Origin of the sequence: Bacillus sp. MYb78, from assembly GCF_002975115.1 — a bacterium.
GTDB lineage: Bacteria > Bacillota > Bacilli > Bacillales > Bacillaceae_G > Bacillus_A > Bacillus_A cereus.
Genome location: NZ_PCOB01000008.1, coordinates 1 through 15444, shown reverse-complemented (window position 1 = coordinate 15444; position 15444 = coordinate 1). Strand labels below are relative to the sequence as shown.

Below are 15444 nucleotides of genomic sequence, written 5' to 3'. Positions count from 1 at the left end.
ACATATAAAAAATCAGTATTTTACGCCCCATATATATTCCTCTATCATATATATTAGAAGATATTTCAAGAAGGGAGATTATATGAAAGAAACAAAAACATGGAAAATGATTATAGCTGGGATATGTTCTTTAATAGCTGTCATGGGTATTAGTCGGTTCGCCTACACACCGATTATTTCTTTTATGGAAAAGCAAGCCCATATAGAAGATGACCTCGCTGGATATTTAGCGTCCAGTAATTATCTTGGTTATTTACTTGGGGCATTCTTTATTGGATTCATGACGATAAAAAATCGTGAAAAAATATTACACCACTGTTTATTCTTCAATGTTCTTTCAACTCTTTGTATGGGCTTAACCTCTTATATCTTTTTATGGTTTCCCCTTCGCTTTATCGGTGGTTTCACAAGTGCAATTGTATTTGTTCTTGCCTCTAGTATTGTTTTAGATTATTTATTTCAAAGTAATAAAGTCATGCTAGGTGGCATGATTTATAGCGGTGTTGGAATTGGCATTATTTTCTCTGGAAGTTTCGCACCTTTATTCAACTCAATTTGGAATTGGCAAGGTGCATGGATTGGGTTAGGACTTATTAGTTTTAGTTTAGCTATCCTTGTATGGAAATGGTTAAGAGAGGATAGTAGACATACTATACAGCAACCAAAAAGTACTATACAAGCTACATCTTATAGAAAAAACGATTTATTTTGGCTTATTTTAGCTTACGGATTCGAAGGATTTGGCTATATTATTACAGGGACCTTCCTTGTCACCATTGTAGAAAGAATTACACTATCACCCTTCTATGCATCTTGTAGCTGGATTATTGTCGGTATTGCTGTCATCCCATCTAGTTACCTTTGGTCCACTGTTGCTCGGAAGTACGGACCAATACGAGCTCTTATATCCGCCTATATGTTCCAAATTATAAGTGTACTTTCTCCACTCCTTATTCCAAACCTTTTTGGGGCATTTCTAAGTGCATTCCTTCTAGGTGCTACATTCGTCGGAATTACAATTTTAACAACTACAGAAGCAAAACGAATAAGACCGAATGAAAGTAATAAAATCATTGGTTATACGACAGGTGTTTATGGGATTGGCCAAATTATCGGTCCAATCTTTACAGGTATTATTGCGGAGAAAATGCAAAGTTTTTCCCTCCCACTCCTTGTCGCTGCTCTTACGTTAATCATCTCAATACTACTATTATTAATTGGAGAAATAAGATGCAAGCAGGTAGAGAAAAAGTGTATATAGATACAAATAGTTTATAATCTCTTGAAAAGATTCAACCTACTATACTCTATTTCCTATAAAAAAAGAAGCTAACATATGTTAGCTTCGCGTAATCTCATGCCCAATCGCACGATATCCTATATCACTACGATAAAATAAGCCATCGCTCTCAATCTTTGCGATTTCTTTGTACACTCTATCTTTCGCTTCTTGTAAGTCTTTCGCTTTATAAGCAATAAATAGTACACGGCCACCATTTGTTACAAAATCCCCATGCTTCATCGCTGTACCTGAATGAAAGACAATAGCATCTTCTAAACGATCTAATCCTGTAATAATTTCACCTTTTTTATACGCTTCTGGATATCCTTTTGAAGCAAGTACAACACCAATTACTGCTTCCTCTGACCACTCTAACACTAACTCACTTTCATCTAATACAGCATTACATACATCAACTAAATCGTTTTCTAAGCGAGGTAATACAACTTCTGTTTCAGGATCACCAAAGCGTGCATTAAATTCAATTACCTTTGGACCATCATTTGTTAAAATAAGTCCTGCATATAAAATCCCTGTAAACGATCGATTTTCTTGGATCATTGCTTGAGCAGTTGGATGTAATACGGTTTGAATCGCTTCTTGGACTGCTGATTCTGGAATTTGTGGTACTGGAGAATATGCACCCATTCCGCCTGTATTTGGGCCTTTATCAGCATCAAAAGCTCGTTTATGGTCCTGAGCGATTACCATCGGATGTACAGTTGTTCCATTTACAAATGCCATTAATGAAAATTCTTGTCCATCTAAAAACTCTTCAATAACAATCTTCTTACTTGCCGCGCCGAACTTCACATCTTGTAGCATTTCTTTCACAGCCTGTAATGCCTCTTCAAGCGTCATTGCTACCGTTACCCCTTTACCAGCAGCTAATCCGTCAGCTTTAATAACGATTGGTGCACCAACTTTTTGAATATACTGTACTGCTTCTTCATAATCGGTAAAAGTTTCGTACGCCGCAGTTGGAATATCATACTTTTTCATAAGCTCTTTTGTAAAAGCTTTACTACCTTCAATAACAGCAGCCGCTTTATTCGGACCAAATACGCGAAGTCCCTCTTCTTTAAAACGATCAACAATTCCATTCATAAGTGGAATTTCTGGTCCAACGAAAGTTAACTCAATATTATTCTCTTTGGCAAATAAAACTAATGCATCAAAATCATTTTCATCAATATCAACTGGTATTGCAACATCTCGCATACCTTCATTACCTGGTGCTACATATACCTTTTTCACTTTTGCAGATTGTGCAAACTTCCAAGCTAAAGCATGCTCACGCCCACCGCGGCCAATTACTAAAACATTCATATTTCATCCCCCAATAATTAAATAAGTACAAACTAGAAGCTATGCTCCTAGTTTGCTTTTTCATATCAATAAAAGGTTATCTTGACCGGACTTTTTAAACATCCATCTCAATAAAGGTTTAAAAAGGAGGATCAAGAGCACCGAGCAGGTCTAGGCGCATTTGCCAGGAGGACACGGAGTGTAGTTTTCCTACATGAGTACCGCACTGGCGATGCAACGACGACATGCGAAGGTTATCTTGACCGGACTCCTCTATTAGTGTTTGAAATGACGTACGCCAGTGAACACCATAGCAATCCCATACGTATCTGCCACTTTAATAGAATCTTCATCACGGATCGATCCGCCTGGTTGAATGATTGCTGTAATTCCCGCTTTTGCTGCTTCTTCTAATGTATCTGGCATTGGGAAGAAAGCATCAGATGCAAGTGCGCTACCTTGTGCTTTTTCACCAGCTTGTGTAATCGCGATTTTTGCAGAGCCTACACGGTTCATCTGTCCCGCACCGACACCAATTGTCATGTCATCTTTCGCTAAAACAATTGCATTTGATTTCACATGTTTTACAACTTTCCAAGCTAGTTTTAAATCTTTCCATTCTCGCTCTGAAGGTTCACGTTTCGTTGGAATTGAAATTGTACTTTCATCTAATGATAACGTATCTTCCTCTTGAACGAGAAGTCCGCCTTGTACAGAAGTTAGTTTTTTGCTTGCACTTGTCGCTTTTTCAATATTTATAGTTAATAAACGTAAGTTCTTCTTACTTTGCAACACTTCTAAAGCTTCTTGCGAAAACGAAGGTGCGATAACAATTTCTAAGAAAATTTCATGTAACTTTTCTGCTGTAGCTTTATCAATTTCACGATTTGCTGCAATAATACCGCCGAAGATTGATACTGGATCTGCTTCATAAGCACGAGTATATGCTTCGTGAATATTAGTTCCTACTCCAACACCACATGGATTCATATGTTTTACTGCTACTACTGCTGGTTCTGTAAATTCTTTTACGATGCTAAGCGCTGCGTCTGCATCATTAATATTGTTATACGATAATTCTTTACCGTGTAATTGTTCTGCATATGCAACAGAAGAAGTTGCTGCGAATGGCGCTTTATAGAAAGTTGCTTTTTGATGTGGGTTCTCGCCATAACGTAAGTCTTGCTTTTTCTCAAATGTCACAGTTAATGTTTCTGGACTTTCTTCACCCATTTGCTCTGTTAAGTAGTTAGAAATTAACGCATCATACGCTGCTGTATGACGGAATACTTTCGCTGCTAGTTTACGTTTCGTTTCCTCTGCTACTTCACCGTTCTCTTTCAGTTCTGCTAACACAATATCATAATCTACTGGATCTACAATTACAGATACGAATTTATGATTTTTCGCAGCAGAGCGAATCATTGTCGGGCCACCGATATCAATATTTTCAATTGCATCAGCAAATGTTACATCAGGCTTAGCGATTGTTTCTTTAAATGGGTATAAGTTAACAACAACAAAATCAATTGCTTGAATACCTAATTCATTCATTTGCGCTACATGTGTTTCATTATCACGAACTGCTAATAGACCACCATGAATATTTGGATGTAAAGTTTTCACACGACCATCCATAATTTCAGGGAAACCAGTTACTTCAGAAATACCAATTACTTGTAAGCCGTTTTCTTCTAGTAACTTTTTCGTACCACCTGTTGAAATAACTTCAATCCCTTGCTCTAGTAACCCTTTAACAAATTCTACTACTCCTGTTTTATCTGAAACACTTACTAATGCACGCTTTTTCATTTATCCTTCACCCCTGGTTGTATGTTAGTTAACAGTTGTTTCTTTCACAGACTGAACAATTTGATTCACTGTATTTACGTATAATTTATGTTCAACTTGCTGAATTTTCTTTTGTAAGCTTTCTCTCGTATCCCCTTCAGAAACAACCACTGCTTCTTGCGCAATAATTGGTCCTGTATCCATACCTGCATCTACATAATGAATTGTTACTCCAGTTACTTTCACACCTGCTTCTAACGCTTGACCGACAGCATCTTTACCCGGAAAGCTCGGTAGTAATGATGGATGAATATTAATAATCTTTCCGCCGTATGCTTCTAGTAACGTCGGCCCGATTAAACGCATATATCCCGCTAAAATAATATAATCAACTTCATATTCTTCTAGCTTCTTTAATATCTCTTTTTCAAACGCTTCTTTGGACTCATATGCTTTCGCTGAAAAAGCGAAACACGGAATATGATGATAATTTGCCCGTCCAACAGCGCGTGCTTCTGGTTTATCACATACTAATAAACTAATTTCTGCATCCAATCTTTTTTCTTCTACCGCATTAACGAGAGATTGAAAGTTAGATCCGCTTCCAGAAGCAAAAACTGCTAATCTACTCATAGTGCTGTGCCCCCATTAAAAGTAACGCCAGCTCCTTGTATAGTACGTCCAATAATGCGAGCCGTTTCTCCTTGCTCTTCAAGAAGACGAACAACATCTTTTGCATCTTCTTCCTTCACTGCTACTACCATACCAATACCCATGTTAAAAATATTGAACATTTCTTTCTCTTCCAGTTTCCCAACTTCTTGAAGCAAATGGAAGATCGGCTGAATTTTCCAAGATCCTAGTTCAATCTCAGCACCAATTCCTTCTGGCAACATACGTGGGATATTTTCAATAAATCCGCCCCCTGTAATATGCGCCATACCGTATACTTCATGCTTCTTCAATAGTTCTAAAATAGGTTTGACATAAATTTTCGTTGGTTTTAATAATTCTTCACCAAGAGGTAGTTCTAAGCGTCCATAAATACGCTCTAAAGATAGTTCTCCATCTTCTAGTAACACTTTTCGTACTAAAGAGTAACCATTGCTATGAATACCGCTAGATGCTAAGCCAATTAGCACGTGACCAGCTTCAATCTTTTCACCTGTTACAATTTTCTTTTTATCAACAATCCCAACTGTAAAACCAGCTAAATCATATTCTTCCGTAGAATACATTCCTGGCATTTCAGCTGTTTCTCCACCGATTAATGCACAACCAGCTTGGCGACAGCCCTCTGATATACCTTTGACGATGTTTTCAATTTTACTAGGTTCAGCTTTACCACAAGCAATATAATCAAGGAAGAAAAGCGGCTCTGCTCCTTGGACAACAATATCATTTACACACATTGCTACTGCATCAATACCAATTGTGTCATGTTTATCTGCCATAAAAGCGAGCATCAATTTTGTTCCCACGCCATCTGTTCCAGATACTAATACAGGTTCTTCTAATGCAAATTTTGATAGATCAAACATACCTCCAAAACCGCCTAAACCGCCTAGTACTTCTTTTCTCATAGTTGTTTGTACGTGTTTTTTCATGCGAGATACCGCTTCATATCCAGCTTCAATATCTACTCCTGCTTGCTTATATGCATTCGCCATCGTTATTTACACCTCGTCTTTTAATTTCTCCCCATCCAGGGCGGGCCGTTTTAAGAAAAAAGCTAGCTTCTACAGCAAAAGAAGTAGAAGCTTTTTTCACTTTTCTTATTTCATACTTTCTAAAAGCTCTTGCTCATAATCATAAAGAGCTGTTGGATAGTCCCCATTAAAGTAAGCCATGCATAGGCCGCCATATTTCCCTTCATATGGACGTCCAATTGCATCTACTAATCCATCTTCGCTTAAAAATGTTAAAGAATCTGCTCCGATCATTTCGCGGATTTCTTCTACTGTATTATTTGCTGCAATTAATTCTTTTCTCGTTTGAATATCAATACCATAGAAACATGGATATTTCAGAGGTGGTGAAGCAATTCTTACATGAACTTCTGTCGCTCCAGCCTCACGAAGCATACGAACAATTCGTTTACTTGTCGTTCCTCTTACGATAGAATCATCAATCATAACAACTCGTTTCCCCTCAACCACACCTCTTACTGCGGAAAGCTTCATCTTAACCCCTTGCTCACGCAGTTCTTGAGAAGGCTGGATAAAAGTACGTCCAACGTAACGATTTTTAATTAATCCTAATTCATACGGAATGCCTGTTGCCTCCGCATAGCCAATCGCAGCTGAAATACTAGAGTCTGGTACACCAGTAACAACATCCGCTTCAATAGGAGCTTCCGCTGCTAAACGTTTTCCCATATTTTTACGCGCTGCATGAACGTTAACACCAGCAATATTAGAATCTGGTCGTGCAAAGTAAATATATTCCATACTACAAATCGCATGTTCTACATCGTTTGTGAAACGATCTACGTGAATTCCTTCATCATTAATGATAAGTAATTCACCAGGTTCTACATCGCGAATGTATGTTGCACCTACTACATCAAAAGCACATGTTTCAGATGCTACAACGTAAGCATCCCCCATCTTTCCAATTGAAAGCGGACGGAATCCATTTGGATCTAACGCAACGATCATTTCATTTCCAGTTAGTAAAAGATACGCAAACGCACCTTTCACTTTATTCAGAGCCTCTTTTACACTTTCAATTAAAGAGTCTTTCGTACTACGTTTAATAAGATGTAAAAGTACTTCTGTATCTGAACTAGTTTGAAAAATACTTCCCTCTGCTTCTAATTCACGACGAAGCATTTTTGCGTTAATTAAATTTCCGTTATGAGCTAACGCCATACTATGATCGGAAAAACGGAACAACAATGGTTGAACGTTAGCAACTTCACTTCCACCAGCTGTTGCATATCGTACATGCCCGATTGCTGATTTTCCATTTAATCCTTCTAACTCACCTCTTGAAAACACTTCTGATATTAAACCTAACCCCTTGTGACCGACGATTTTTTCTCCATTATTTACGACAATGCCTGCGCCTTCTTGCCCACGGTGCTGTAAACTGTGCAATCCGTAGTATGAAACTTGTGCTGCATTTTCATGCCCCCAAATTCCGAAAACGCCACATTCTTCGTTTAACCCCTTTATTTCAGCAAGCATGGGATTGCCCCTTTCCAAGCCTTTCTCATTTCATCTACATTTGCTGTAAGTAATACTTCATTTTCTTCATTATGAATTGTTACTTCATTTGTACTTGTTACTTCTCCAACTTGGATTGCTTCTACCGTTTTCTCAAACGCCTCTTTATTTTCACGTTTTACAGTTATCACGAAGCGAGACTGTGATTCAGCGAATAATGCTGCTGTTGCTTCTCCATCTAATTTCACAGTAGCACCTAAGCCGTTAGCACCAATTGCACTTTCTGAAATTGCAACTGCTAAACCACCCTCAGCAACATCATGTGCAGATTGAACAAGACCAGCTTGAATTGCTTCTAATACTTGTTTTTGGCGTTTTAATTCTACATCTAGATCGATACTTGGTGATTGACCGAAAATTTTTCCGTGAATCATTTTCTGTAATTCACTTCCGCCAAACTCAGCTTTCGTCTCACCGATTATATAAACTAAATCACCAGCTTGCTTAAACTCTTGTGTTGTTATATGTTTTAAGTCATGTACAAGTCCGACCATCCCAACAGTTGGTGTTGGATATACAGCTTCGCCACTACGTTCGTTATACATCGATACATTTCCGCCGATAACTGGTGTTTGTAATGTGCGACAAGCTTCACTCATACCGTCTACTGATTTCTCAATTTGCCAGAAGATTTCTGGTTTTTCTGGGTTACCGAAGTTTAAGCAATCTGTAATTGCAAGTGGCTCACCGCCAGAGCATACGATATTACGCGCTGCCTCTGCTACTGCAATTTTACCGCCCATTTCTGGATCTAGATAAATGTAGCGAGAATTACAATCTGTCGTCATTGCTAATCCTTTTTCTGTACCGCGTACACGTACAACTGCTGCATCTGAACCTGGTGTAACAACTGTGCTTGTACGAACTTGGTAATCGTATTGATCGTATACCCACTCTTTACTTGCAATTGTTGGTTGCTGTAATAGAGCGAATAACGCTTCTTTATAATTTTCTACTTTTGGCGTTTCCATTTTCATTGCTTGGAATTCAGCAAAGTATGCTGCTTCTTTTGATGGTTTATGATAAATTGGTGCTTCTTCTGCTAAAGCATCTGCTGGAACTTCAGCTACCTTTTCACCTTTATGGAATAAACGAAGCATTTTATCTTCCGTTACTTTCCCCATCGTAACCGCTGCAAGACCATACTTCTCAAATAAATCTACTATTTCTTGTTCTCTACCTTTTTTCACAACAATTAACATACGCTCTTGTGATTCAGATAGCATCATTTCATATGGTGTCATTCCTGTTTCACGCTGTGGTACATCATCTAAGTACATTTCAATACCCATTCCTGCTTTACTTGCCATTTCTGCAGATGATGATGTTAAACCAGCCGCACCCATATCTTGAATTCCAACAAGTGCATCAGATTGAATTAATTCTAAACACGCTTCAATAAGAAGTTTTTCCATAAATGGATCCCCTACTTGAACCGCTGGACGTTTCGCTTCTGAGCTTTCAGATAGTTCTTCCGACGCGAATGTTGCACCGTGAATACCGTCACGACCAGTTGATGCTCCTACGTACATTACTGTGTTACCAGCACCGTGCGCTTGCCCTTTTTTAATGTCTTCGTGGTTAATCAAACCTACGCACATTGCATTTACAAGTGGATTTCCTTCATAACATGGATCAAATTGTACTTCGCCGCCAACAGTCGGAATACCGATGCAGTTACCGTATCCTGCAATTCCTGCTACTACTTCTTCGAATAAATATTTCACACGTGGTGACTGTAATTCACCGAAACGAAGTGAGTTTAATAGAGCTACCGGACGTGCTCCCATAGAGAATACATCACGAATAATACCACCAACACCTGTTGCTGCTCCTTGATATGGTTCAATAGCTGAAGGATGGTTATGACTTTCCATTTTAAATACAACTGCTTGATTATCACCGATATCTACAATTCCAGCGCCTTCTCCAGGTCCTTGCAGAACGCGCTCACCTGTCGTTGGAAACTTACGAAGAACTGGTTTTGAATTTTTATAACTACAATGTTCAGACCACATTACAGAGAACAATCCTGTTTCTGTATAATTTGGCAGACGACCTAAAATCTTTTCAACCATGGCAAACTCTTCGTCTGTTAGCCCCATTTCCGCATATATACGCTCTTCTTTAATTTGTGTTGGATTTGGTTCAAGCATTAACGACATATGTTTCCCTCCACTGTTTTAAGATAGATTGAAAGACTTTTAACCCTTCAGCACCGCCAAGTAATTCATCTACAGCACGCTCTGGATGTGGCATCATACCAAGTACATTTCCTTTTTCGTTTACAATACCAGCAATATCTGAAACGCTACCGTTAGGATTTTCTACGTAACGGAATGCGATTTGATTATTCTCTTCTAATCTTTTAAGAGTCTCTTCGTCACAATAGTAATTCCCCTCACCATGAGCGATTGGAATATTGATTACTTCATTTTTTTCATATTGTGATGTAAACATCGTTTCATTATTTTCAACACGCAACTGAACAGTACGACACATAAATTTTAAGTTTTCGTTTCTCATTAATGCTCCTGGTAGTAATCCTGATTCAACAAGAATCTGGAATCCATTACATACACCTAAAATCGGCTTTCCTTGCTCAGCAGCTTTTTGTACTGCTTTCATTGCATTAGCAAAGCGAGAAATAGCACCGCAGCGTAAGTAGTCACCGTAAGAGAATCCACCTGGTAGTAAAATTGCATCATATTCATCTAAATTCTCTGTATCGTGCCAAACGTAATCTACTTCTTCGCCAAGCTCATCTTTAATTGCATGGAACATATCGACATCACAGTTCGAACCTGGAAATACTATTACGGCAAATTTCACTGTGCGACAACCTCCTCAACTTCATAACGGAAGTCTTCCATTACAACGTTCGCTAATAGTTTTTCACACATTTCTTTTACCTTGCTATCTAAGTCAGATACAGATTTATCAATTGTTAGTTCCATGTACTTTCCGATTCGAACGTCTTGTACTTCTGTGAATGAAAGACTATGAAGTGCTCCTTTTACCGCTGTTCCTTGTGGATCTAATACGCTTTCTCTTAATGTTACATATACCTTAACTTTATACATGTGAAATTCCCCCTAAACGTTTTAAAATCTCTTCATAAGCATCTGTTAAATTTCCAAGATCGCGACGGAATACGTCTTTATCAAACTTCTCATTGCTCGTTTCATCCCATAAACGGCAAGTATCTGGTGAAATTTCATCCGCTAATATGATTTCTCCCTCTTCCGTTACACCAAACTCTAATTTGAAATCTACTAATCTTACACGACAGCTTGCGAAATGATCAATCAACACTTGATTGATTTGTAGAGCCATATCTCGTAATACGCTTACTTGCTCTGGCGATGCAACGTTTAATACACGAATATGATCTTCCGTTACAAGCGGATCTCCTAAATTATCATCTTTGAAGTAAAATTCTACGATTGGTTCTGCAAGTACAGTTCCCTCTTCCATTCCTAATCGTTTTGAAAGACTTCCTGCAATTACATTTCTTGTGACAACTTCTAAAGGAATAATACTCACTTTTTTAACAAGTTGTTCTGTTTCAGATAACTTCTCAACAAAATGTGTTTTAATTCCTACTTCTTGTAACTTTCTGAACAATAAAGTTGTAATCTCATTGTTCAAACGACCTTTTCCTGTAATCGTCTCTTTTTTCTCCCCATTGAAAGCAGTCGCACTATCTTTGTACTCTACCCAAACCATATCTGCTGATTCTGTACGATAAATTCTTTTTGCCTTACCTTCATACAGCAATTCTAGCTTTTGCATTTCGCAAGCCCCCTGTAGTTTGAAAAATGTGAATAATGTTTTTATAAAGAATGGCACAGAATGACTCTATTCTGTGCCATATGAAATTTTACGCTTCGTTTAATCCAAGGCGTTCAAAGATTGTATCAACGTGTTGCATATGATGCTCATAGTTGAAGCATTCATTAATTTCTTCTTGTGTTAACTTGCTTGTAATGCGCTCATCAGCTTCTACAAGCTCTTTAAATTGTACTTGTGTTTCCCAAGCTTCCATCGCTTTAGGCTGTACGATATCATAAGCTTCTTCACGTACCATACCTTTGTCGATTAGTGTAAGCATTACGCGCTGAGAATAAATTAAGCCGTATGTTCTTGTCATATTGCGTTTCATATTCTCTGGGTATACAGTTAAGTTTTTAACGATATTACCAAAGCGATTTAACATGTAATTTAATGCGATTGTAGCATCTGGTAAAATTACGCGTTCTGCTGAAGAGTGAGAAATGTCACGCTCATGCCACAATGGAACATTCTCATAAGCTGTCATCATATAACCGCGGATAACACGAGCTAAACCAGTCATATTTTCAGATCCAATTGGATTACGCTTATGTGGCATTGCAGAAGAACCTTTTTGGCCTTTTGCGAAAGCTTCTTCAACTTCACGTGTTTCACTCTTTTGTAAGCCACGAATCTCAACTGCCATCTTTTCGATAGATGTTGCGATTAATGCAAGTGTTGACATGTAGTGTGCGTGACGATCACGTTGCAATGTTTGTGTTGAAATTGGTGCTGCTTCTAATCCTAGATTTTCACAAACATATTTTTCTACGAATGGATCGATATTTGCATATGTACCAACCGCACCAGATAGTTTACCAACACGAACTGTATCAGCAGCTTGTTTGAAACGTTCTACGTTACGTTTCATCTCTTCATACCAAAGACCAAGTTTTAAACCGAATGTTGTTGGTTCTGCATGAACACCGTGTGTTCTTCCCATCATGATTGTGTATTTATGCTCTTTCGCTTTGTTAGCTAAAATGCTTACAAAGTTCTCTAAGTCTTTTAATATAATTTCATTCGCTTGTTTTAAGATGTAAGATAATGCTGTATCTACTACATCTGTAGATGTTAAACCGTAATGAACCCATTTACGTTCTTCGCCTAGTGCTGGCGTTTCTGATACAGCACGAGTGAATGCAACTACGTCATGACGTGTTTCTTTTTCAATTTCATAAATACGATCAATATCAAATGATGCATGTTCACGAATTTTTTTAACATCTTCTTTTGGAATATCGCCAAGCTCAGCCCATGCTTCACAAGCTAAAATCTCAACTTCTAACCACGCTTTAAATTTGTTCTCTTCCGTCCAAATCGCACCCATTTCAGGGCGTGTATAACGACTAATCATCTTTTTCCCTCCAACAGTTGTTCTTGATGGTCCCAAATATGCAAACTCTTTGCTTTTTCTAGAGCGACTTCAATATTATCATTTAAAATATTAACATGCCCCATTTTTCGCTGTGCTTTTGCTTCTTCTTTTCCATACAAGTGTAAATAGCACCCGGTTAATCTATTCACTTGTCTTAGGACCCCTTCTATATGTTCGCCTAAAATGTTTACCATGACAACTGGTTTTAACAAATTTGTTTCTCCTAGAGGTAAATTACAGATTGCTCGAATATGTTGACCAAATTGGCTCGTTTCACATGCATCCTGTGTATAGTGTCCTGAATTGTGAGGTCTTGGTGCTAATTCATTAATGTAAATCTCACCATTAGCTGTAGCAAACATCTCTACAGCTAGTGTTCCCACAAGTTTTAATTCATCCGCAAGTACCTTTGCATAAGCAATTGCTTTTTGAGAAAGCTCTTCTGTAATACGAGCTGGAACGATAGATTCATGCAAAATGTTATTTACATGAATATTTTCCGCTACCGGAAATACTTTCGTTTCACCACTTACACTACGAATCACAATAACGGATACTTCTTTTTCAAAAGGCACCCATTTCTCTAAAATACACTCTGCTTTATCCACAAGATCTCTTGCTGTCTCAACATCAGCCTCACTTCTTAAAACAACTTGCCCTTTCCCATCATATCCACCTGTCGTCGTTTTTAAGACGGAAGGGAATGATAACTCAGCAATTGCTTCTGTAAGCTGATCTTGATTTTGAACTAATCTATACGTTGCTACTGGTAACCCAGCCTTCTCAATTGCATTCTTTTCTGTAAAACGATTTTGCGTTTTATTTAACAACTGACTACCTTGTGGCAAGTAAGCATGTTTTTCAAGCCATTGTAAACATCTATAATCAATATTCTCAAATTCATATGTGACAACATCACTTATCTCTGCTAAATGCTGAATTGCCTTTAAATCGTCATACGGTGCAACAATTTCAATATCAGCAACTTGTGCACATGGTGAATGCTTTGTAGGATCTAAAACAGCAATTTTATATCCCATCTCCTTGGCTGCCAATGCCATCATTCTTCCTAGCTGGCCGCCTCCAATAATGCCGATTGTTTTTCCAGGTAAAATGATTCTCGTCATACTAGCTCACTACCTTCACGCACATCTTTTTCAATCGCTTCTCGTCTCAATTCTAATGCATCATGTATATCATCATGGAATGATCCAAGTATTTGTGCAGCAAGTAATCCAGCATTCGTTGAACCGGCTTTACCAATTGCAACAGTTGCAACTGGAACACCTCCTGGCATTTGGACGATGGATAATAATGAATCTAAGCCGTTTAATGCTTTTGATTGAACTGGAACTCCAATTACAGGAAGATTTGTCTTCGCTGCAACCATTCCTGGTAAATGTGCTGCTCCACCAGCTCCAGCAATAATAACTTTCAATCCACGTTCACGAGCCGTCTCTGCATATTCAAACATATAATCCGGAGTCCGATGAGCGGATACAACTTTTTTCTCATACGGTATATTTAATTCATCTAAAATGTCACAAGCATATTTCATTGTTTCCCAGTCTGATGTACTTCCCATTATGACTCCAACTAGTGATTTCATATTAGAATCCCCCCGATTCAAATAAAAAAAGCCTGAAATAGAACAGTTTCTCTTTTACTATGAGAGAAAGCGCTCTACTCAGGCATACGTATCCCTTGTGAATAGAAAAATACCGAGTGACTTTCCCTCATAGTCTAACGAATAACGGTCGTTAGGTAGAGACTTGCAGGCCATATCCCCGCGATTATATGAGGTCTTATATTATTGTTTCTATGGCTATATTAACAATATTTCATAAACGATGTCAATAAATAATCGAATGTTTTTTTATTAGTAGTCAATAACGTTCGTGTTTTAGTTATATTCAAAAGAAGAATTGCAACTATATGCAAGAAGAAAAGGGAATTAGAATATATATTTCTAGAGATCTATTTACTTATAATCGTTTATATAGTACTTCAGTATGTTTTAAATCACAATATGTACAATCTTGTATTCTACACATCAATAGAACTTTTATTATAACGATTTAATTTCTAAGGAGGATAAACGTGAAAGAAAGAACTACGCTATTATCCTATTCATTTTTTCTATCGCAGTAATTGTTGTAATTATTGAATACTTATTTATAGCATCTCATTATTTAAAATATATACTTATGATAGAAATAATGTTTCCTATTTTAAGTATTGCTTTAGCGGTATTAGGAAAATCCGGAACACAAAAAATCATTGCTATTATTTTAAACAGTCTCTATTTCATTCTTTTTTCGTCTTTAGCGTTATTAAATTTATGGATTATAACATTCGATAAATAAAAATAAACACAAAAAAACCTAAGTCGAAACGACTTAGGTTTTTGCTTGGCGACGTCCTACTCTCACAGGGACAAGGTCCCAACTACCATCGGCGCTAGAGAGCTTAACTTCCGTGTTCGGTATGGGAACGGGTGTGACCTCTCTGCCATCATCACCAAACTATGAAGGCATATTCCTTCAAAACTAGATAACATTTGCTACATATTATATGGTTAAGTCCTCGATCTATTAGTATTCGTCAGCTCCACATGTCAC

The 15444-nt window shown here is 37.8% G+C and carries 13 protein-coding genes, 1 rRNA gene, 1 pseudogene and 1 riboswitch; of the genes and pseudogenes, 2 read left to right on the top strand and 13 right to left on the bottom strand.

The window, feature by feature from the left end; translation table 11 throughout:
* The first annotated feature begins 82 nt into the window (after positions 1 to 82).
* Positions 83 to 1261, top strand: coding sequence for a YbfB/YjiJ family MFS transporter (locus CQ064_RS16820; protein ID WP_000665322.1), 1179 nt, complete (start codon positions 83 to 85; stop codon positions 1259 to 1261).
* 78 nt (positions 1262 to 1339) lie between these two features.
* On the opposite strand, the gene purD is transcribed toward CQ064_RS16820, so the two are convergent.
* The 12 genes from purD to purE form a co-directional block, all read right to left on the bottom strand.
* A complete protein-coding gene (purD, locus tag CQ064_RS16815; protein ID WP_001101929.1) occupies positions 1340 to 2611 on the bottom strand; it encodes a phosphoribosylamine--glycine ligase in 1272 nt (423 codons plus the stop codon).
* 255 nt (positions 2612 to 2866) lie between these two features.
* Complete coding sequence (gene purH / locus CQ064_RS16810) at positions 2867 to 4402, bottom strand: bifunctional phosphoribosylaminoimidazolecarboxamide formyltransferase/IMP cyclohydrolase (RefSeq protein ID WP_000745408.1); 1536 nt, start codon at positions 4400 to 4402, stop codon at positions 2867 to 2869.
* Between the two features lie 24 nt (positions 4403 to 4426).
* Entirely contained in the window at positions 4427 to 5014 is a 588-nt protein-coding gene (gene purN / locus CQ064_RS16805; RefSeq protein ID WP_000088590.1) for a phosphoribosylglycinamide formyltransferase, read from the bottom strand.
* Positions 5011 to 6051, bottom strand: a complete 1041-nt coding sequence (gene purM, locus CQ064_RS16800; protein ID WP_001262441.1) for a phosphoribosylformylglycinamidine cyclo-ligase — start codon at positions 6049 to 6051, stop codon at positions 5011 to 5013. The genes purN and purM overlap by 4 nt, the downstream gene beginning before the upstream one ends.
* Positions 6052 to 6156: 105 nt before the next feature.
* Positions 6157 to 7572 carry an amidophosphoribosyltransferase gene (purF, locus tag CQ064_RS16795; RefSeq protein WP_000879026.1) on the bottom strand — a complete coding sequence of 472 codons (1416 nt, stop codon included), beginning with the start codon at positions 7570 to 7572 and terminating at the stop codon, positions 6157 to 6159.
* Positions 7557 to 9776 (bottom strand): phosphoribosylformylglycinamidine synthase II, encoded by a 2220-nt coding sequence (gene purL / locus CQ064_RS16790; protein WP_000055559.1) that lies wholly within the window; start codon positions 9774 to 9776, stop codon positions 7557 to 7559. The genes purF and purL overlap by 16 nt, the downstream gene beginning before the upstream one ends.
* Positions 9760 to 10443 carry a phosphoribosylformylglycinamidine synthase subunit PurQ gene (purQ, locus tag CQ064_RS16785; protein WP_000666785.1) on the bottom strand — a complete coding sequence of 228 codons (684 nt, stop codon included), beginning with the start codon at positions 10441 to 10443 and terminating at the stop codon, positions 9760 to 9762. Before purQ ends, purL begins: the two co-directional genes overlap by 17 nt.
* Positions 10440 to 10694: a phosphoribosylformylglycinamidine synthase subunit PurS gene (gene purS, locus CQ064_RS16780; protein WP_000278823.1), complete on the bottom strand. Its 255-nt coding sequence runs from the start codon at positions 10692 to 10694 to the stop codon at positions 10440 to 10442. Before purS ends, purQ begins: the two co-directional genes overlap by 4 nt.
* Complete coding sequence (gene purC, locus CQ064_RS16775; protein ID WP_001170549.1) at positions 10687 to 11406, bottom strand: phosphoribosylaminoimidazolesuccinocarboxamide synthase; 720 nt, start codon at positions 11404 to 11406, stop codon at positions 10687 to 10689. Before purC ends, purS begins: the two co-directional genes overlap by 8 nt.
* Before the next feature lie 88 nt (positions 11407 to 11494).
* On the bottom strand, positions 11495 to 12802 hold the full coding sequence (gene purB / locus CQ064_RS16770) for an adenylosuccinate lyase (RefSeq protein WP_000625682.1): 1308 nt from the start codon (positions 12800 to 12802) through the stop codon (positions 11495 to 11497).
* Positions 12799 to 13950: a 5-(carboxyamino)imidazole ribonucleotide synthase gene (gene purK / locus CQ064_RS16765; protein WP_000196767.1), complete on the bottom strand. Its 1152-nt coding sequence runs from the start codon at positions 13948 to 13950 to the stop codon at positions 12799 to 12801. The genes purB and purK overlap by 4 nt, the downstream gene beginning before the upstream one ends.
* Complete coding sequence (purE, locus tag CQ064_RS16760) at positions 13947 to 14432, bottom strand: 5-(carboxyamino)imidazole ribonucleotide mutase (RefSeq protein ID WP_000839367.1); 486 nt, start codon at positions 14430 to 14432, stop codon at positions 13947 to 13949. Before purE ends, purK begins: the two co-directional genes overlap by 4 nt.
* A gap of 110 nt (positions 14433 to 14542) precedes the next feature.
* Positions 14543 to 14644: riboswitch (purine riboswitch) on the bottom strand.
* 279 nt (positions 14645 to 14923) lie between these two features.
* On the opposite strand from purE, the pseudogene CQ064_RS16755 reads away from it, so the two are divergent.
* A pseudogene (locus CQ064_RS16755) lies at positions 14924 to 15189 on the top strand (hypothetical protein).
* Positions 15190 to 15232: 43 nt separating this feature from the next.
* Here CQ064_RS16755 and rrf read toward each other — a convergent pair.
* Positions 15233 to 15348, bottom strand: a 5S ribosomal RNA gene (gene rrf / locus CQ064_RS16750).
* Positions 15349 to 15444 lie beyond the last annotated feature (96 nt).

Bases quoted from the DNA above. Each gene is read 5' to 3' on its own strand.
- CQ064_RS16820 (WP_000665322.1), top strand. From the start codon at position 83: ATGAAAGAAACAAAAACATGGAAAATGATTATAGCTGGGATATGTTCT.
- purD (WP_001101929.1), bottom strand. From the start codon at position 2,611: ATGAATGTTTTAGTAATTGGCCGCGGTGGGCGTGAGCATGCTTTAGCT.
- purH (WP_000745408.1), bottom strand. From the start codon at position 4,402: ATGAAAAAGCGTGCATTAGTAAGTGTTTCAGATAAAACAGGAGTAGTA.
- purN (WP_000088590.1), bottom strand. From the start codon at position 5,014: ATGAGTAGATTAGCAGTTTTTGCTTCTGGAAGCGGATCTAACTTTCAA.
- purM (WP_001262441.1), bottom strand. From the start codon at position 6,051: ATGGCGAATGCATATAAGCAAGCAGGAGTAGATATTGAAGCTGGATAT.
- purF (WP_000879026.1), bottom strand. From the start codon at position 7,572: ATGCTTGCTGAAATAAAGGGGTTAAACGAAGAATGTGGCGTTTTCGGA.
- purL (WP_000055559.1), bottom strand. From the start codon at position 9,776: ATGTCGTTAATGCTTGAACCAAATCCAACACAAATTAAAGAAGAGCGT.
- purS (WP_000278823.1), bottom strand. From the start codon at position 10,694: ATGTATAAAGTTAAGGTATATGTAACATTAAGAGAAAGCGTATTAGAT.
- purC (WP_001170549.1), bottom strand. From the start codon at position 11,406: ATGCAAAAGCTAGAATTGCTGTATGAAGGTAAGGCAAAAAGAATTTAT.
- purB (WP_000625682.1), bottom strand. From the start codon at position 12,802: ATGATTAGTCGTTATACACGCCCTGAAATGGGTGCGATTTGGACGGAA.
- purK (WP_000196767.1), bottom strand. From the start codon at position 13,950: ATGACGAGAATCATTTTACCTGGAAAAACAATCGGCATTATTGGAGGC.
- purE (WP_000839367.1), bottom strand. From the start codon at position 14,432: ATGAAATCACTAGTTGGAGTCATAATGGGAAGTACATCAGACTGGGAA.